Annotated in this window: 19 protein-coding genes; 9 read left to right on the top strand and 10 right to left on the bottom strand. The window is 52.5% G+C overall.

All coding sequences use genetic code 11. The annotated features are described in order from the left end of the window. Positions 1–14: 14 nt before the first annotated feature. On the bottom strand, positions 15–455 hold the full coding sequence (locus PSE_RS27160) for a hypothetical protein (RefSeq protein ID WP_148266062.1): 441 nt from the start codon (positions 453–455) through the stop codon (positions 15–17). A gap of 240 nt (positions 456–695) precedes the next feature. On the opposite strand from PSE_RS27160, the gene xth reads away from it, so the two are divergent. Beyond that, a complete protein-coding gene (xth, locus tag PSE_RS00590; protein ID WP_193384383.1) occupies positions 696–1,499 on the top strand; it encodes an exodeoxyribonuclease III in 804 nt (267 codons plus the stop codon). Between the two features lie 68 nt (positions 1,500–1,567). On the opposite strand, the gene PSE_RS00595 is transcribed toward xth, so the two are convergent. Beyond that, positions 1,568–2,542 carry an NADPH:quinone oxidoreductase family protein gene (locus PSE_RS00595; protein WP_014283097.1) on the bottom strand — a complete coding sequence of 325 codons (975 nt, stop codon included), beginning with the start codon at positions 2,540–2,542 and terminating at the stop codon, positions 1,568–1,570. A gap of 170 nt (positions 2,543–2,712) precedes the next feature. On the opposite strand from PSE_RS00595, the gene PSE_RS00600 reads away from it, so the two are divergent. From PSE_RS00600 to PSE_RS00630, 7 genes are all read left to right on the top strand, one after another. Then, positions 2,713–3,273, top strand: coding sequence for an RNA methyltransferase (locus tag PSE_RS00600; RefSeq protein WP_014283098.1), 561 nt, complete (start codon positions 2,713–2,715; stop codon positions 3,271–3,273). Positions 3,274–3,885: 612 nt separating this feature from the next. After that, positions 3,886–4,365, top strand: coding sequence for an invasion associated locus B family protein (locus PSE_RS00605; protein WP_008550537.1), 480 nt, complete (start codon positions 3,886–3,888; stop codon positions 4,363–4,365). Between the two features lie 301 nt (positions 4,366–4,666). Then, the gene (gene rlmN / locus PSE_RS00610; RefSeq protein WP_041768823.1) at positions 4,667–5,923 is read left to right on the top strand and encodes a 23S rRNA (adenine(2503)-C(2))-methyltransferase RlmN; all 1,257 of its coding nucleotides are present in this window, start codon (positions 4,667–4,669) and stop codon (positions 5,921–5,923) included. A gap of 136 nt (positions 5,924–6,059) precedes the next feature. Then, complete coding sequence (locus tag PSE_RS00615; RefSeq protein WP_014283100.1) at positions 6,060–7,178, top strand: hypothetical protein; 1,119 nt, start codon at positions 6,060–6,062, stop codon at positions 7,176–7,178. Between the two features lie 108 nt (positions 7,179–7,286). Next, on the top strand, positions 7,287–7,787 hold the full coding sequence (locus PSE_RS00620; protein ID WP_041768824.1) for a metal-dependent hydrolase: 501 nt from the start codon (positions 7,287–7,289) through the stop codon (positions 7,785–7,787). A gap of 11 nt (positions 7,788–7,798) precedes the next feature. Continuing rightward, positions 7,799–8,344: a hypothetical protein gene (locus PSE_RS00625; protein WP_014283102.1), complete on the top strand. Its 546-nt coding sequence runs from the start codon at positions 7,799–7,801 to the stop codon at positions 8,342–8,344. Between the two features lie 182 nt (positions 8,345–8,526). Continuing rightward, on the top strand, positions 8,527–8,838 hold the full coding sequence (locus PSE_RS00630; protein WP_014283103.1) for a TM2 domain-containing protein: 312 nt from the start codon (positions 8,527–8,529) through the stop codon (positions 8,836–8,838). A 43-nt stretch (positions 8,839–8,881) separates the two neighbouring features. Here the strand turns inward: PSE_RS00630 and PSE_RS00635 are convergent, their stop codons facing one another. Both PSE_RS00635 and PSE_RS00640 read right to left on the bottom strand, forming a co-directional pair. Continuing rightward, positions 8,882–11,344, bottom strand: coding sequence for a cation-translocating P-type ATPase (locus tag PSE_RS00635; RefSeq protein WP_208998055.1), 2,463 nt, complete (start codon positions 11,342–11,344; stop codon positions 8,882–8,884). Positions 11,345–11,490: 146 nt separating this feature from the next. After that, complete coding sequence (locus PSE_RS00640; protein WP_014283105.1) at positions 11,491–11,937, bottom strand: MarR family winged helix-turn-helix transcriptional regulator; 447 nt, start codon at positions 11,935–11,937, stop codon at positions 11,491–11,493. Positions 11,938–12,031: 94 nt separating this feature from the next. On the opposite strand from PSE_RS00640, the gene PSE_RS00645 reads away from it, so the two are divergent. Beyond that, entirely contained in the window at positions 12,032–12,553 is a 522-nt protein-coding gene (locus tag PSE_RS00645; RefSeq protein ID WP_014283106.1) for a cytochrome b, read from the top strand. 115 nt (positions 12,554–12,668) lie between these two features. Here PSE_RS00645 and folK read toward each other — a convergent pair whose 3' ends face one another. The 6 genes from folK to PSE_RS00675 all read right to left on the bottom strand — a co-directional run bounded on the left by folK (position 12,669) and on the right by PSE_RS00675 (position 17,696). Then, entirely contained in the window at positions 12,669–13,160 is a 492-nt protein-coding gene (gene folK, locus PSE_RS00650; RefSeq protein WP_014283107.1) for a 2-amino-4-hydroxy-6-hydroxymethyldihydropteridine diphosphokinase, read from the bottom strand. Beyond that, positions 13,160–13,981 carry a dihydropteroate synthase gene (folP, locus tag PSE_RS00655; protein ID WP_014283108.1) on the bottom strand — a complete coding sequence of 274 codons (822 nt, stop codon included), beginning with the start codon at positions 13,979–13,981 and terminating at the stop codon, positions 13,160–13,162. The genes folK and folP overlap by 1 nt, the downstream gene beginning before the upstream one ends. Before the next feature lie 156 nt (positions 13,982–14,137). Further along, positions 14,138–14,428 carry a putative quinol monooxygenase gene (locus PSE_RS00660; RefSeq protein WP_041767759.1) on the bottom strand — a complete coding sequence of 97 codons (291 nt, stop codon included), beginning with the start codon at positions 14,426–14,428 and terminating at the stop codon, positions 14,138–14,140. Between the two features lie 92 nt (positions 14,429–14,520). Continuing rightward, positions 14,521–15,438, bottom strand: coding sequence for a helix-turn-helix transcriptional regulator (locus PSE_RS00665; protein WP_208998056.1), 918 nt, complete (start codon positions 15,436–15,438; stop codon positions 14,521–14,523). A 23-nt stretch (positions 15,439–15,461) separates the two neighbouring features. Then, positions 15,462–16,694 carry a multidrug effflux MFS transporter gene (locus PSE_RS00670; RefSeq protein ID WP_014283111.1) on the bottom strand — a complete coding sequence of 411 codons (1,233 nt, stop codon included), beginning with the start codon at positions 16,692–16,694 and terminating at the stop codon, positions 15,462–15,464. Between the two features lie 174 nt (positions 16,695–16,868). Next, positions 16,869–17,696, bottom strand: a complete 828-nt coding sequence (locus PSE_RS00675; protein ID WP_371256337.1) for an AraC family transcriptional regulator N-terminal domain-containing protein — start codon at positions 17,694–17,696, stop codon at positions 16,869–16,871. Positions 17,697–17,850 lie beyond the last annotated feature (154 nt).

Genomic DNA, 17,850 nt, shown 5'->3' on the forward strand with positions numbered 1-17,850 from the left:
GTTGTTCTGAACAATCAACGGCCATAAGCCGGACCTCCATATGAAGGCCCTCCAAATCCCGGTCCAGTGGGTGCGCCACCAGCAGGCGGCAAACCAGTTATCGGCGGAGCGGGAGGCAACGGACCAGATGGCCCCGGTATTGGTGGTGGCAATGAGCCCGGACGCGCAGAACCCGCAGGATAAGCACCAGGAGGTGGATTGAATGACGGATGATCAGCACCTCGATCCGTCGGCAGATACGGCTGCGCCTGCCCTGGCCTCAGGCTATCACCCGGCTCAACGGGCCGGTCCAGAGGTTTGATGGGTGGGATGATGTTGCTGCGTTCACTGAACTGAACCTGCCGGAATCCCGGATAATCAACGGAACCCGAGCGTGTCGACAAACTGCTGGCACTCACAGATTGAGCCACCATACCCGCTGCAAGACAACAGCCTACGAACATTGCGTATTTCATTTGACCCTGATCCTAACTGCAGGCTGGCCAAAACTTACAGCCAGCATAATTAAGAGAAGAGTGCCACCAAGGGGCTAACAACGTGCCCTGACAAAACATCGGGTTTTAGAAGCAATTTATGTCTTGCCTTGAAGAATATAACGTGAACAAACTCACAGTTCATATCAGTTTTTCTGGCCAGAACCGCGCCTAACCCTTAGGTTTAGGCCATGATTCTCCAAAGCAGGTAAGAACGCCCCCATGACGAAGCGCCTCAAAATTGTAACGTGGAACATTAACTCAGTCCGTCTCCGTCTTCCGATCGTCGAGAAAATGTTACTGGACCACGCCCCGGATGTGTTGTGCCTGCAGGAAACAAAATGCCCGGATGGCAGCTTCCCGACAGCCGCGATCAACAAACTGGGTTACCGCCATGTAGAGGTGCACGGTCAAAAGGGTTACCATGGCGTTGCTCTGCTCTCACGCGTTCCGCTGGAAAACGTTGAACGCAAAGAGTTCTGCGAAATGGGCGACACCCGCCACATCGCAGCAGATGTTGCATTCAATGGCGGCAAAGTCCGCATCCATAACTTCTACGTCCCTGCTGGCGGTGATGTGCCGGACCCAGAGGTCAACGACAAGTTCGCCCACAAGCTCAAGTTCCTTGATGAGATGGAAAGCTGGTTTAAGGGCTTCGACGGCCAGTCCATCGTTGTTGGCGATCTGAACATCGCGCCTTACGAAAACGACGTATGGTCCCACAAGCAGCTCATCAAAGTCGTGTCCCATACTCCGTTGGAATGTCAGCGCCTTGAAGACGTGCGTGAAGCTGGCAACTACGTCGACACCATGCGCAAGCACATGCCGATGGATCAGAAGATCTACACTTGGTGGAGCTACCGTGCCAAAGACTGGTCCGCATCAGATAAAGGCCGCCGCCTTGATCACGTCTGGATGACACCGGAAACAGCGCAGCACACCAAAGACGTCCAGATCATGCGTGATGCCCGCGGCTGGGAAAAACCATCCGACCACGCCCCAGTCATGGCTGTTTTGGAAGCGTAATCTTCCAACACTCAATACGATGTGAGTAAGAAGCGGGAGCAACCTCCCGCTTTTTCTGTATCTGCGCTTTACGGAATAAGCAGAACTTTGCCCTTGGCTCTGCGACTGGAAATCTCCTCCAGACCAAGAGCGATATCCTCAAACGGATACTCCGCGTGGATATGCGGCTTCAACTTGCCCTCAGCCACCCATTGGAACAGCTGCTCACAATCTTTGTGATGCTCCTCAGGTTCCCGAACCACCGCATCTCCCCAAAACACACCGAGGATGTCACAGCCCTTCAGCAGCGCCAGATTTGCCGGGATCCTCTGAATAGTGCCAGACGCAAACCCAACAACCAAATAACGCCCGCGCCAGCCAGTGGCCCGCAAAGCATCATCCGCATAGTCACCGCCGATCACATCATAAACGACCTCAAGCCCTTTGCCGTCTGTCAGATCTTTCAGCTTCTGCTTCAATCCACCTTGGGAGTAATCAACTAGCTCATCAGCACCACAAGCTTTTGCATGGGCCAGCTTATCTTCAGAAGAAGCACAGGCGATCACGCGGCCACCCATCAGCTTGGCAACTTCAACAGCCGCTTGCCCGGCCCCACCAGAAGCACCCAGCACTGCAACACTTTCGCCCGGCTGCAAATGCGCCCTACTTCGCAGCCCATGGATCGCCGTACCATACGTGATCAAAAGACCAGCGGCATGCTTGAGCGAAACGGCTTCAGGCACCAGAACCACTTCATCCTCAGGAGCAACATACAGCTCACGCGCTGCCCCCCATTTCGCATAGGACGCCACACGATCCCCAACCTTGAAGCGGGTCACACCTTCACCCACGGCTTCAACGATACCGGCCATCTCACCTGATGGAGAAAACGGAAGCTCAGGCTTGAACTGGTATTTGCCTTGAATGATCAGCGTATCAAAATAATTGAGTGCCGCTGCCTTCACACGAACCAGCACCTCTCCCGGCCCTGCACTCGGATCTTCCAGTTCCCGAACAACCAGATCACTCGGCCCACCAAGTTTTTCGCAGATAACAGCTTTCATGAAATACAGCCCTCTCTCTTACCCGCAAAATTACACGCGCAATCACCAAACCTCAAAACCGCCATTGGTGTCACTTTATGATTAAAACACTCAAGGCCACCCGCAGGCTTGCAGGAACACCGTACTTGGAGGTATGAAGCGCACAACATCAACAACGAGAACAACTGGGCATGCGCGGTTATTTTGCTATTGGCTCTGAAGGGCTTTCCAAATCCATGAATGTTGGCACGCTGATGCGTACAGGTCATGCATTCGGAGCAAGTTACTTTTTTACAGTTGATGCGCACATCAAAGGGCTTGGATCAGCCATGAAGGCCGACACCTCCAAAAGCCCGGACCACCTGCCATACTTCGCCTGGAACTCGGTTGATGAAATGCAGTTCCCACGCGGCTGTAAACTCGTTGGTGTCGAACTCACCGACGATGCGATTGAGCTGCCAAGCTTCGGTCATCCTCTACAAGCAGCTTACATCCTTGGCCCTGAGCGCGGCTCCCTCTCCAAAGAGATGCAGGAACGCTGTGACTACATCGTCAAAATCCCAACCAAGTTCTGTTTGAACGTTGGCGTCGCTGCTGCTCTGGTTTTGTATGATCGCTACATGGCGCACGGAAAATACGCCGAACGCTCTATAACCGCTGGGGCACCTAAAGACCCGCTACTGGAACACGTTCATGGCGCTCCGATCTTCCGAACCGGTCGAAAAGTTCCGGGCTTCGATAGCAACTCTTGAGTGATTCGAGATCAGGTTGCCATTTCTGATATGCATTCTCGAATGGCAACCTTTAATTCTCACCATGGCAAATGCCTTGCGTAAATTTTTAAATTTTCGCGCTTGGCCCGACACAGCCTCTCCACATTACAAATTCGTAATTCTTAACGGCTCTTTGCTTCGCATTTTCTCTCAATCTGTGAACACTATGTGGAAAGGCGCCCATATTTTTTACTGGGTGAAATGCTGCCAATTAATTTGAAAAGACATCGGAAAATCTGAACTTTTAAAGGCAATTAGCGCTTATTTACTAGCGCGTTAAATACAGCAAATAATCAACTTGCATATCTACTGTCTTCCGTCACTTAAAACGGAAATTCATTAGTGGCTTTACGCTTGATATTATGGCTGTGCATGCCACACTCCCGCCAGATTTCTGTTGCCAGCATTCATGGAGCGGTTCAAAGGCAAATAATTTTTTGCCTCTGTAAAAACAGGGTATCAACCCTTTTGTAACCATCTTTAAAGTAACCCTAACATTAAGTTTTATGGGTTTTCGCACAGAATCTCAGATTTTGTCGTACGCAACGCGGTTTGGAGAAGATGCAAGCACGTATCCTGATAACTGCCTTAATGGCTCTTGGTATCTCGGGCGCGACTGCAAATGCGCAGTCTCCTGCCCTCTTGAAAGAAAACAAGGATTGGGCAACCTACACCTTCAACACCCAGAGCGGTGGTAAGGTGTGTTATGCTATTTCCGCACCAACACAATCACTGCCGACAGATAGAAACCACGGTGAAGTCTTCTTCTTCGTTTCTACCCGTCCAAGTGAAGGCGTATCCAATGAGCCAAGCTTTATAGTGGGTTATCCATTTAAAGAAGGCTCTCTGGTCACGACCAATGTTGATGGTCAGCAGTTCACCATGTTCACCAAAGGTGACGGCGCATGGGTTCAGAACGCTGCGGAAGAGAAGCGTTTGGTTGACGCTATGAAAGCAGGCAGTTCCATGTCTATTTCTGGCGAGTCCGCTCGCGGCACCAAAACTTCCTACAAGTTTTCCTTGAGCGGCATCACTGCTGCTGTAAGGGATGCTACCAGCGCCTGCCAGTAAGGCGCTGACACTCAGAATTGTTTGAAAGCATAGAGATCTCTTGCCTGCGCCAGCTTGCCGCCACGCAATTTGAGATCTGGGATTTTCAAACTACGCGATTTCGGCTATAAGCGTGCCGAATACGTAGGCGGTTGCTGCTGGCGACCGCCTCTTCGCATTTTTAGCAGCGAGCAATGGGCGCTCATATCCCGCTTTTTCCTGCTAAACCGTATTGCTGAAGAGTGAGGCACATTCTTCGGGATTGAATACGCAAAGAACATAAGCTTAAAGCCGAGCATCTAAGAACAACTGGTGAATGACCATGGCGGTATCGTTAGACATCGCGCACAAATCCGCTGATCCGGCGGCGACCAGCGCAGTAAAATCAACTCCTGCAACAGATCCGGTGCAGGAAGAAAAGCCATCCCTTATCGGCCTCAGCCGGGAAGAGTTGGGCAATGCCCTTGCTGCAGTAGGTGTCCCAGACCGTCAGATCCGCATGCGCGTGAACCAGCTGTGGCACTGGCTCTACGTTCGCGGCATCTCTGATTTCAGCAAGATGAGCAACGTTTCCAAAGACCTGCGCACCAAACTGGACTTCGCATTCACCATCGCCCGTCCGGAAATCGTCACCGAACAGATCTCCGTCGACGGCACCCGCAAATGGCTGTTCCGCTTCCCGTCTCGCGGTGCTGGTAAACCGGTTGAGGTAGAAACAGTCTACATCCCGGAAGAAGACCGCGGAACGCTCTGCATCTCCTCTCAGGTTGGCTGTACCCTCACCTGCACCTTCTGCCACACTGGCACGCAGAAAATGGTTCGCAACCTGACCGCTGAAGAGATCCTCGCACAGCTAATGCTCGCAAAGGATCGTCTAAATGACTTCCCGGATGCAGATGCACCGGAAGGTGGTCTGGACGCGTCCACATCCAATCGCCGCCGCATCACCAATATCGTGATGATGGGCATGGGCGAGCCGCTCTACAATTTCGAGAACGTCAAGAAAGCGCTTCTGATCGCTTCAGACGGTGATGGCCTGTCCCTTTCCAAGCGCCGCATCACTCTGTCAACATCTGGCGTAACTCCAGAAATTGCACGCACCGGTGACGAAATCGGCTGTATGCTGGCAATCTCCCTGCACGCAGTGAATGACGAGCTCCGTAACGTACTTGTTCCAATCAACAAGAAGTACAATCTGGAAACGCTGCTTCAGGCATGCCGTGACTATCCGGGCCTGTCCAACGCAAAGCGCATCACCTTCGAATACGTGATGCTGAAAGGCGTCAACGACAGCCTTGAAGATGCGAAGAAACTGGTACAGCTGCTCAAAGGCATTCCGGCAAAGATCAACCTGCTGCCGTTCAACCCATGGCCGGGCTCTCCATATGAGTGTTCTGATTGGGAGCAGATCGAAGAATTCGCAGATGTTGTGAACCGCGCAGGCTACGCTTCTCCAATCCGTACCCCACGTGGCCGCGATATTTTCGCTGCCTGTGGCCAGCTGAAGTCCGCTTCTGAGCGTCTCCGTAAATCAGAGCGTGAAGCTCTTGAAAAAGCGCAGACCCAGGGCGACGCCTAACCAAAGCTCAGCAATAATTACTCGAAAGGCCGGTGCTTGAGATAAGCGCCGGCCTTTTTCTTTGCGTTCACTCCATGTGCACGGACTTCAGATATCGTGGCCGTCAGGACAGATGCGATAACTGGACATCACCCCCATGACAGACAAAGCACATCCCTCTCAAAAGAACGCCACAACCACTGGCATGAAGGCCAAAGGGTTCTACAATAAGAACTCCGCCACGCAGCAAGCCACCATCGCCTATGTGTACCCATGGCTACACGAAGCCGTCGGCAACCTGCCAATACCAACAAACGGATCACCACTCCGATTTATCGATTACGGATGTTCTGAGGGAGCTAATTCCATGCAGATCATGGCTCAGCTCACTGAAGCCACAAGACAGCATGGCACCAATCCAGTTCAGGCAATCCATAGCGATCTGCCCAGCAACGATTACTCCACCCTGCTCGACGCCATCGGTAATCGCACTCAGCCTCCCTACACTGATCCAACTGTCTTTGGCGGCATCGTCGGCGGTTCTATGTTCAACCAGTTGCTACCTCCCGGCTCTGTGCATCTGGCAACATCTTTCAATGCAACGGTGTTCCTCTCAGAACGCCCGCTGGAACGCCTGCCCGACTACGTGATGCCCAACGGCCCAAGCCTCTCAACTGAGAGTGGTTCTATCTCAGCAAAAGATAAGGAAGTCTGCGAGAAACAAGCCGCCCATGATTTGGAAACATTTCTCACAGCACGAGCAAACGAACTCGAGCCAGGCGGCAAACTCCTGCTGCAAACTGTCGGCAGAAATGAACATGTCTCAACCGCAGACGGGATCGTAAACTTATTCAACCTGTCTCTGCTCGATCACGTCGCCAACGGCTCAATCTCTCAAGACACCTATGAGCGCTACTATCATCCTGTCTACATACGCAGCCTGGAACAGCTCACAGCGCCCGTAAAACCTGAGAGTGGGACACTGTCTCACCTGTTCACCATCGACAAAGCAGAATGCTACGAAACACCGGTTCCCTTCGTAGAGCAATACGAGCAAGACAACGATGCCTCCGCCTACGCTCGGCAAATGGTGAACTTCTATCGAGCTTTCACCGAAGCTCCCCTGAGAGCAGCCCTTTCACACCTCCCAAACACCACCGAGCTCCTCGACAGCATCTACGCCCGCGGCGAACACCGCGTCCGCGAAGCCCCTCACCTCTACGACTTCCACTTCATCAGCGTCGCCATGCTGCTGACGAGGACGGAGAACGGGTAATGTGATCGGTTGATTGCAAAGCACAGAGCAAACATGTGAGCACTGCTAACTCTCGCCATAGTCATGATGAATGGTTCTGGCCACTCTCATATCCTATTGGCCCCAATCATGTTTATTGCTCACTTGCCTGCTGGCTACCTACTGGGAAAGGCAGCTACGAAACGGCTGAATCTGAAGTCCCGGCAACTCGTCCTTTGGACCTCAATCGGCGGCATTCTCCCTGATGCTGACATGCTCTACTTCTATCTTGTAGACAGCCAGAGCACCCATCACAGGCACTACCTTTCTCATTGGCCAATAACCTGGCTCACGCTCCTTGCGCTATCAGCCATCCTGTTGTCGAGAAAATCCCGCTCGGGTGTTGCTTTGTTCGGAATAAGCATCGGCGGCCTGCTACACATGGCGCTGGACAGTGTTGCAGCACCTGTCTTCTGGCTTGCTCCATTCTCCAAACTCCAAGTGGAACTCATCAAGATCCCGGCTATCTACGAGAATTATATCTGGAGCTTCATCCTGCACTGGACATTTGCAATTGAAATCCTCATTTGCTCAATAGCTATTGGTGTATTCTTGAAAAGCAGAAGACCACCACATCAGACACAGATATAAAGGATTGCACAATGATCGACGGAACCAAGCTCTTTTTTCAGCTGCTCCGTATCGCCTTAGGCTTCTCATTGGCAATCATCGCAGCCGGTCTGTTTTTGTCCTGGGGCTTCTTTAGAACCCTGAGCGTGCATGGAGGACCTGAGGCCGACATCATTCAGCTCATCGCGATCACGTGGAGCACGATTATCTCCGCGAGCGTGATTGGAGCTCTGTCGCTCATCCCAAGCGGTTTCGCCATCGGCTTTGCTGAACTGATGAAATGGCGAGGCGTGATCTACCATGTTTCCGCAGGTGGCCTCATCGCCCTCGTCCTCTGGGGCATCGGCGGCACTCTCCCCGCGGACTTGTTCTACGCCTCAAACGAAGCAGGCAGCATCATCACCTACTCCACTCCCGGAACAGCAACGCCAACACCCCCTTCTGAAGGTTTCCGCCCCGGCTCATCCGTAGCAGCATCAGCAGGTTTTATCGCCGGCTTCATCTACTGGATCATTGCAGGCAGAGCTTCTGGAGATTGGCGAATTAGCAAGCCGCATTCTTCAGACACATCTCGTTAGGAGAGGCTTTCCCTCACTTTGGGGCAGTCGTCATCATGGCAAAACCCACTCCGAAAACTAAGTGGTTCAACATATAAAAAGACACCCACATAAGCCTTGCAGAGTGCAATTTAATAGATATAAAGCTAACTTCTTCAATCAAGAATTTGCACCCGCACGCCTGTGCAATTGAAAGGTGAGTTATGAACAAAGCAAATTACTTTATGCAGTTGAAAACGATCAGAGACAATGTTGCTGAAGACAAGCAGTCTGATTTTGACGTGATGTTTGCAGGTAAAGAAAAGAACCCAACCGTGGCTCTCGTACTTGGCCTGTTCCTCGGAAGTCTCGGCATCGACCGTTTCTACACCGGTCAGATCGGCCTTGGCATCCTGAAGCTTATCACTCTCGGTGCACTCGGCATCTGGACGCTGATCGACTGGTTCCTGATCATGGGTGCGGCCCGCAACAAAAACATTCAGCTTGCGACCGAAACCGCTCTCTACGTGAAGTAAAAAACACGAAAAAGCCGAGGCATTCGTCTCGGCTTTTCTTTTGCTACTCTGCGCGATCTTTCAGCAATCGTAGGGCGTTGGTCACCACGATCAGCGTAGCCCCCACATCCCCGAGGATCGCTGCCCAGAGGCTGGCGAAGCCGAGGGCGGTCAGGATCACCAGCAGGCCTTTCACGACAAACGCAAAAGCGATGTTCTGGTGGATGATCTGAAGCGTCCGCTTTGAATGGTGGATGAGCCACGGCAGACGGGAAAGGTCATCTTTCATCAACGCGATGTCAGCCGTCTCAATCGCGGCATCTGAGCCAATCGCGCCCATCGCCACACCAAAGCTCGCCCGGGCCATCGCAGGTGCATCGTTGACACCATCACCGATCATCGCCACAGTCTCATATTCATGAGAGAGCTGCTCAACAGCGGCAACCTTATCCTCCGGCAGCAACTCAGCGCGTACCTCGTCGATCCCAACTGAAGCCGCAACCCGCTCCGCCGTCGCCTTGTTGTCACCCGTCAGCATAACCAGCTTCTCAACGCCAGCTTTATGTAGCTGAGAAACCAGCTCCTCGGCAGTGTCACGAACAGTATCAGCCAGCGCGATCAGACCACAGACGTGGGCATCGGTGCCAACCGCAACCACGGTCTTGCCTTCAGCTTCCAGCTCACGTGCTTTGGCATCTGCTTCGCCAATGTCGAAGTCTTTTTCATTCAGGAACCGGCGAGACCCGAGCCAATAGCTCTTGCCATTACGCTGACCGGAAAGGCCACGCCCCGGTAACAGTTCAACATTCTCAGCAGGCTGATACGCAACGCCATCTTCCTTCGCACGTGTCAGGATCGCTTCTGCCAAAGGGTGGGAACTGCGGGCTTCCAAAGAAGCTGCTCGTACGAGAAGCTCTTCCACGCTATGGCCGGACAGCGGGTAAACATCTGTCACTGTTGGCAGACCATTGGTGATGGTCCCGGTCTTGTCAAAAGCCAGCGCTTTCAAGCGAGCAGGCAGTTCAAGGAACACACCGCCTTTGATCAGCACGCCATTGCGAGCGGCAGAGGTTAAACCAGCAACAATGGAGACAGGCGTGGAGATCACCAGCGCACAGGGGCAGGCAATGACCAGCAGAACCAACGCGCGATAGAACCAGTCCATCCAGGCCGCACCAAACAGCAACGGCGGAATAACAGCCAGCAACACAGCCAGAACCATCACAGCTGGCGTATAAACACGAGCAAACTTCTCAACCCACTGCTCAGCAGCAGCGCGACGTGCCTGCGCTTCGCTCACCATACGGATGATACGGGCCAGCATGGTGTCATCAGCGCCCTTGGTCGCCTCTACCTCAAAGCTGCCTTCACCATTGATGGTACCGGCATAAACATCATCACCGGCCTCTTTCATCACGGGGACGCTTTCACCCGTAATCGGAGCCTGATCGACACTGCCAACACCTTTGCGCACCACGCCATCCAGCGGAATGCGGTCACCGCCACGTACAACAAACAGTGCACCCGGCTTCACGCTGTTGGCGGCAACTTCCTCTTCGCCGCCATCGGGCTTGAGCAAGCGCACGACAGTTGGTGCAATATCCATAAGCGCGGCCACAGCCTTGCGAGCGCGCCCAACACTCCAGCTTTCCAGATAAAGTGAGAGAGAAAACAGGAAGGCAACCGTCGCCCCTTCAAACCACTCTCCGATGCCAATCGCGCCAGCAACGGCCACCAGCATCAGTAGGTTCATATCAGGTCGCAAAGTCCTCAGCGCATACCAGCCCTTTGGAGCAACCAGACGCAGACCTGCAACAATGGCCAGCATATACAGCACTTCAACCGGCCCGGAAGGAACGGAGTCAAAGACACTGAACACGTCTGTGGAACTTGTGCTTGAGAAGAACAGAGTTGCCTGAACAATAATGGCAGCCGCCCAGAACAGACCACTGGCAATGGTAAAAGTGCCCAATCGGCGATGTTGTTTTGCCCGCGCGTCAGCCGCTTCCTGCTCAATAAACAGAACGGCTTTCATCCCCGTGCTATCAACCGCCTTCATAATCTGCTCGTCTGTGACATCACGGGCGACAGGAGAAACAATCATCTTCCCGTTCAGCACATCAAACGCCAGATACTCAGGGTCGCCAACAACGGGCCCTACCACGCGGCGAAGAATACCCATCTCCTCCGCACAGCACAGTCCTTCAACGCGAAACGAACGCGCACCTTTCCAGTTGGTTACATCGGGGATAGCAACTTCATTTTTGCTGGCACAGCCACATCCAGTGTGTGTGTGGACATGCTTTGCCTCATGTTCCTTGGCAGAACCACAGCAATCATCCACGGGGGCTTCATTCTTGGAAGAACAACAAGAGCTTTCTTGCTCTTGCGCATCACCTTTTCCAGAACAGCAAGAACTCTCTGCCTTTGTAGGCTGCTCAGCCTGACTGGAGCAGCAACTTTTAGTGGCTTGGTTCTCTAACTCTTCTGGAGAGATGTTTTGGCTTCGATCTTCCGCGTTGGACATGATCAGCTCCATGCAATTTCATCATTGCAAGAGAAGATAAGACCTCTAGTCGCTGTAGCTTCAAGGGCAAAAATGCGATTTCTATGAATTTTCTTTTCGAAGACACGATCGGTTTTGATAAACCCGAGCACCTAAGGCTTCAGATCTCATGGCTTTCCATGTTTTGTCTGAACACTCTCCAGCATGCGTTCCAGCATCGGAAGCAACAGCTTCTGCTCGTCCTCAGTCAGGTCAGCCAGCAAAATCCCGTTCACATGCCTGTACATATCAATGAGGTGAGAGAGCCCCTGCCCTTTTTCCGTCAAATGGATTTTCACCGAGCGCTTATCATCCTCAACCGTCGACCGGCTCACCAACCCTTTGCTCTCCATCCGATCAAGCAAACGCGAAAGCGCAGCGGTTTTCTTGCCAGAGTAATCGGAAAGCTCCGAAACACTCAGTCCGTCACGACGCCACAGCGCAGAAAGCACCACCCATTGTGCCAGAGAAAGGTCATGAGGGCGCAGGTAGTCTTCAGCCAAGCTACAAGCCGCTTCTGACAATGTGTTGAGCAATCTGCCCATGGACGGCAGATATGAAATCGTCTCGGTCATCGAATTCCTGAAATTATTGCTTCTATTATATTATTGACATCTAATTTACATGTAAACTAAAATCAATCCATTCCTATCGCCAAAGGTAATTCTAATGTCTTCGCCACAAAAATATAGTCGCCCGACAATCATCCTGCACTGGCTGTTTGCCGCCACCATCATTGCTGTTTTCATTCTGGGCAAAGTCCTTGAAGGAACGGCTGTCTCACCTGAAAAGCTCAACATCTTCATGGCCCATGCAGGCCTTGGAGCTCTCACAGGGTTGTTTCTGATCTACCGCATCGTGCTGCTCATCAAACACGTACGGCCAAAACCAGATCCGGATTGGGGTATTGTGATGATCAGCCTGTCAAAGCTGGTTCACCTGCTGCTCTACCTCGCACCATTGGCACTGGTCATCTCCGGCATGAGCATGTCACTGTTTGCAGGCCTGATGGAACTTGCAATGGCAGGAGACTGGCAAGCATGGCCAGAAAACATCACCATCCCGCCAGCTGCAATCCATGGGACAGCAGCCCCGATCTTACTCGCTTCATTCGGCCTGCACGTCATCGCAGCGCTCTATCATCAGTTCGTGCTGAAGGATAATCTGGTCGCCAGAATGAAGACGGCTTAAGCAGGTCACAGCGTATCGCCGAAAAGTGGAAACCGGTTTTCGAATAAAGATATGCAAAGTCAAAGCCTAAAGCAGTTCATGTGTTTCAACGAAACCAAGAACTGCTTTACGGCATCTACAGCTTGTAGATGCCTTCCTTATCAGCGCAGGTTTCCAGCGCTTCAGCTGCCGTGCGTCCATCCAGCAAAGGTGCTTCCGGCCAGATCTCGGTCAGCGGAATAAGCACGAACGCACGCTCGCCCATGCGTGGGTGTGGAACCTGAAGTCCCTCTTCCTCAACGCTTGCGTGATCATAGATGAGCAGGTCGATATCGATCGTCCGCGGCCCCCAGCGCACATCACGCACACGGCCAAGCTGCTTTTCGATATCCAGACCCGCATTCAGCAGGTCACGCGGAGACAGAACCGTCTCCACGGTAATGCAACAGTTGCGGTAGTCATCCTGCGGCACAGGCCCCCACGGCGGTGTGCGATAGTCGGACGACTTTTTTAAAACAGATATTCCCTCGACAGCATTCAATGCGGCCACTGCACCGTCGATATTCGCTTTGGTATCGCCAAGATTTGAGCCCAAACCAAGTGCTGCAACAATCTTTTCTTGTGTCATTATTGGCTGCTGCCTAGTTCTTTCATTGCTTGGAAGATCCGCACAGCATCAGCATGCGGCTTCACATCATGCACTCGCAGAATTTGCGCTCCGTGTTGTAGCGAAAGCGTGTGGACTGCAAGCGATCCAGCCATACGCTCTGGCGCTTCATTATTCAACACATATCCAATCATACGTTTGCGAGATGCCCCCGCAAGGATTGGGCGGTTAAACTTACGAAGCTCAGAAAGCCGGTTCAGGATCTGATAGTTCTGCTGAAGGGTTTTGCCAAAGCCAAAGCCCGGATCGAGGATCTGATACTCTTCCGGAATGCCAGCATCTGTGGCCAGCTTGAGTGATTTTTCGAAGAAGCGCTCGATGTCAGCCATGATGTCCAGCTGCTCATCAACCTCGGTGCGGTTATGCATCATAATGACAGGCACACCAGCATCCGCCACCACACCAGCCATGTCAGGGTCTTTCTGCAAGCCCCAAACATCATTGACGATATGCGCGCCAGCCTTGCAGGCCGCTGCTGCAACCTTGGCCTTATAGGTGTCGATGGAAATCAGAACCGGCAGCTCTTTGATGAGATCCAGCACCGGCAGAACCCGCTCCAGCTCATCCAGCTCTTCAACCACAGTCGCACCGGGCCGCGTGCTTTCGCCGCCAACATCGATGATATCCGCCCCTTCGGCGATCATCTCAATCGCATGCGCAAGCGCAGCAGCGGGCGCATCGAACTGCCCACCATCAGAAAAGCTATCCGGGGTCACGTTCAAGATGCCCATGACAAGCGGCCGCTGAGAGCTTTCCAGCACTCGATGATCAAACTCTGCCATAAGGGTCCCTCCCACTTTCTGGTCCCTCATAGCCTCCCGCTGCATCCGTTTCCAGCAAAAATCGAGAGATCCGAGAACAGTTCACCATCCTCAGACCAATCGTTTGCCAGCAAAAGCGAAGAGTGATCGTTACCCCACCACTCAGTTCAGTGCTTTTTACAGAACTTCACGCCCGTAATAGGTGATCACCGGCGCATCTTGCATGAAGGAGAGCAACTGGCTCATGACGCCGTTCTCTGAGATGAACTGAATGTAGGCTTGGTGGTGTTCTTTAGACAGCCATTCTTCAAAGAGCATCAAATCCTGCTGCTCAGCATTATAAAAAACACCAACGCTCAGAGCGCCGGAAAACCCGCGTACATTGGGAAGGTTGGCCTGCAGAAATTGCTGCAGCTCCGCATAGCGCGCCTCTTTAACCTTCATTTGCAATGTAACAGTGATAGACATGTTTTTCTCCTTTAAAAACAAGGAGAAATTATCCATCTATCTCGTTCGCCTATACGCGCAAAACACCAAAAATGCCGTTTTCAGCTCACGAATTATCCGGCAAAACTATCTTGGTAGGACAGCCGCGCCTGCTTCGGCGTCTCATCATAACGCCCTTTGAAAGCTTTGATGAAATGAGAGGTGTTCGCAAAGCCAATCTGCATCGCAATCTCTGTCACGCTAAGCTTACCCTCAAAAACAAGCTCCCGTGCTTTTTCTAAACGAGTATCCAGCAACCACTTGCTCGGCGTCACACCATTGAGCCGTTTGAAGTCTCGGTTAAAGCTGGAAACTGACCGCCCCGATAATCTGGCAAAGTCTTTCACTGAGAGATTGTAGGCGTTCCCGTGCCGCATCAGATGCTTGATGTTTCGCCGTTTCCCGGCAGCGCTTGCCCCGATCAAAAAACTGAGCAAACGTTGCTCATGCCCTAGCAAATCCACCAGATACAGCAGTTCAAGCAGTTTCATGCGTACCAGATCCGAAGGTGCCTTATTGAGATCTTTATAGATAGACTTCAGGCCCGCCACGTACTCGCTTATGGAAGCATTGGCCGCAACTTTGAACGGCTGATGCGCTGCTGCCTTATCACCCTCTGTGATGCGCTTGCGCCTCAAGAACTCTGCAATAACAGCAGTATCAAAGAAAAAAAGGACAGCCTCCAAAGGCCCATCTTCATTGGTGAAGTCCGAAATCATATGAAGATCGCGCCCCATGAAGAGCATCTCACCATCATTCAAAACAAACTCTTCATGTTCAGCTGATGAAAAACTCTCCCGCCCTGAGATCACGAAAGCCAGACAAGGTGTGCTCGTAAAGAACTCGATATCCCGCATGTCCTCGCGGATAAACTTATGAAAAACAGAGGCCTTCCCATCCGACATGATCAAACGCGCATCGGCCATATCATGAAGCGATTCCGGAATGAGCAAAGTGTTGGCCGAGCAATATTCGGCGATCAGCTGGTTCATAATCATCTCATAAATTCAGCCAGTTACGAACTGACCGGCTCTTCCACGCTTCGTTTCTTAACCGGCAACACCAGCAAGAACAGCGCGATGAAGGCCATTCCCGGCATAACAACACCAAGCGCTGTCACAGGATCAGGCACCACAACCGCCGTGACAAGGCTGCCAAAGAACCCGCCCGCCATCTGAATGAAACCCATCAGAGCGGAAGCAGCACCGGCAATCTCAGGAAACGGCTCCATCCCCCGCATGGAAAGCGCAGGCATCGCCATGGACGCCCCAAAAGCAAACACCCCAATCGGGACCATGATGCTCAGAAAACTCAGATATTCAAGCTGAGTGACAACAAACAACGCCAGACCACCCAAACCGCAACAGATCAAAGCAGGCGCAAGCAGCGCTTCTGTGCTGAACCGCCGAAGCAGCAGCCGCGTCACCACTCCGCCCATGAAGAACGAGCCCGACTGCAGAACCATCCCCATGCCAAACTGCAAGGGCGTCAGGCCAATCCGCTCAATCAAAACAAACGGCAGCACCGTGGAGAGCGTATAGATCACCCCGATCGTGAACCCGAGGATCAGCGAGGGCTGCATAAACTCAAAGGAGCGCAGCAGCCTCCAATAAGACGCAAGGATCTGCTTCGGACGAATAAGGCGGGCATCCCGATAGGCGTTCGTCTCCGGCAAAATAGTCAGCGTCAGCAACAGGATGAAACCGGCATACGCCACCATCAAAACAAAGATCGCTTGCCAGCCAAACGCACTCAGCGTCAAAGCGCCAATGGTGGGCGAGATCGCGGGCCCAATACCAAGCATCACCGCCAGCAGGTTCATAATCCGCGCCCCTGCCTCACCGGAGAACTGGTCCCGAACAATCGCCCGCGCCACAGCAATTCCGCTGGATGCGCCAATCCCCTGAATCAATCGCCCCAGCAACAGCATCTCAATGTTAGGAGCCAACCAGGCAAGAAGACTGCCCAACAGATAACAACTGAAGAACCCGAGAATAATTGGTCGCCGCCCAAACGCATCCGAGAGCGGCCCGCAGAGCAGCTGAGCGAGCGTAAAGCCAGCGAAGTAAACCGTAAGCGTAAGCTTGGCGACGGCTTCCGTTGTTCCAAACACCTCAGCCAACGTCGGCAAGGCAGGCGTATACAGCGCCATGGAAAGCGGACCGATTGTAACCAGCAATGCCCCGAAAACCGCAGTCCGTCCTGCAGAAAGCTGCAGCTCTGTGGGTGTACCCGTTGCCTTTTTCATTCCCGAACCCCAAGGCAAGGCACGTTGCTAACCCGAATGCGCTTCACCAGTTTTCTTGAAAATCACGTGTTGAGCGGCAACTCTAGGGAAATTGCTTAGAACGCACAACGAAAAACAGGTGCCCGATTATCCACCGGGCACCTGTTCAAAATCAAAGAGCAATGACGCCAAGCCTTAGCCCACAACGCGAAACTTCGCTGCTTCCTGCGTTGGAGAGCTGCCGAAGAAGCGTTTGAACTCGCGGCTGAACTGAGACGGGCTTGCATAGCCAACCCGGTAAGCAGCCTGACTCGCACTCATGTTCTGGCTCAGCATCATGGAGCGCGCCTTATGCAGGCGGATCGATTTCACATACTGCAGCGGAGACAGGCCAGTTGCGCCCTTAAAGCCGGCATGGAAAGCAGAAATGCTCATGCATGCCATCTTCGCCATTTGGTCCACGCTCAGATTTGTTGAGAAATCCTCGTGCAAAACTTGAAGAACTCGCGCAATACCCTGGGACTTCTCACTGTTCTGGAAAAGCACGCGCAGGCTTGCACCGTACTCGGACTTGAGCACGTGATACAAAAACTCTCGATAATATCCATCAGCGAGAATTTTCGTTTGTTCTTCGCTATTTAGCGTCTGCATCAGACGACAAACGGAAAACAACGCTTCTTCAGAAAGGTGCGCTGGACGACCAAGCATTTCGCCATACTCAAACTCGAGTGGCTCTTGCTCAATCAGCAGCATCAGTTCTGCCAATACGTTGATATCAATCGCTAAATTGACCGCGTAGAGAGGTTTCTCCGGCGAAGCTTCGACGATCTCGATCTCAAGTGGAATCGGAGACACAAGTGCCGCATAGCTCTGCTGGGAATAAAGGAAACTCTGGCTACCCAAATGGCCTCTGACCAGACCCTGAAAAACGATACGAATGCTTGGTGAATACATAACAGCGCGAGGCTTTGTCGCGGTTGTCATGCGAATCACTTCTACACATTCATGTCTGGTTGCACTCACGCCCTCGCTTGGGGCGAGAGGGGCAAACCATTCTTCTAACCACTGTTGGGTTGCAAATTGCATTGGTTTTCCAACAACTTTTGGGATTACGCGCACAGGGGGTATTCTATTGTCTTATAATCACCCACCACGAATAAGTTGGTGTAAATATTGG

Origin of the sequence: Pseudovibrio sp. FO-BEG1 (genome assembly GCF_000236645.1) — a bacterium.
Classification (GTDB): domain Bacteria; phylum Pseudomonadota; class Alphaproteobacteria; order Rhizobiales; family Stappiaceae; genus Pseudovibrio.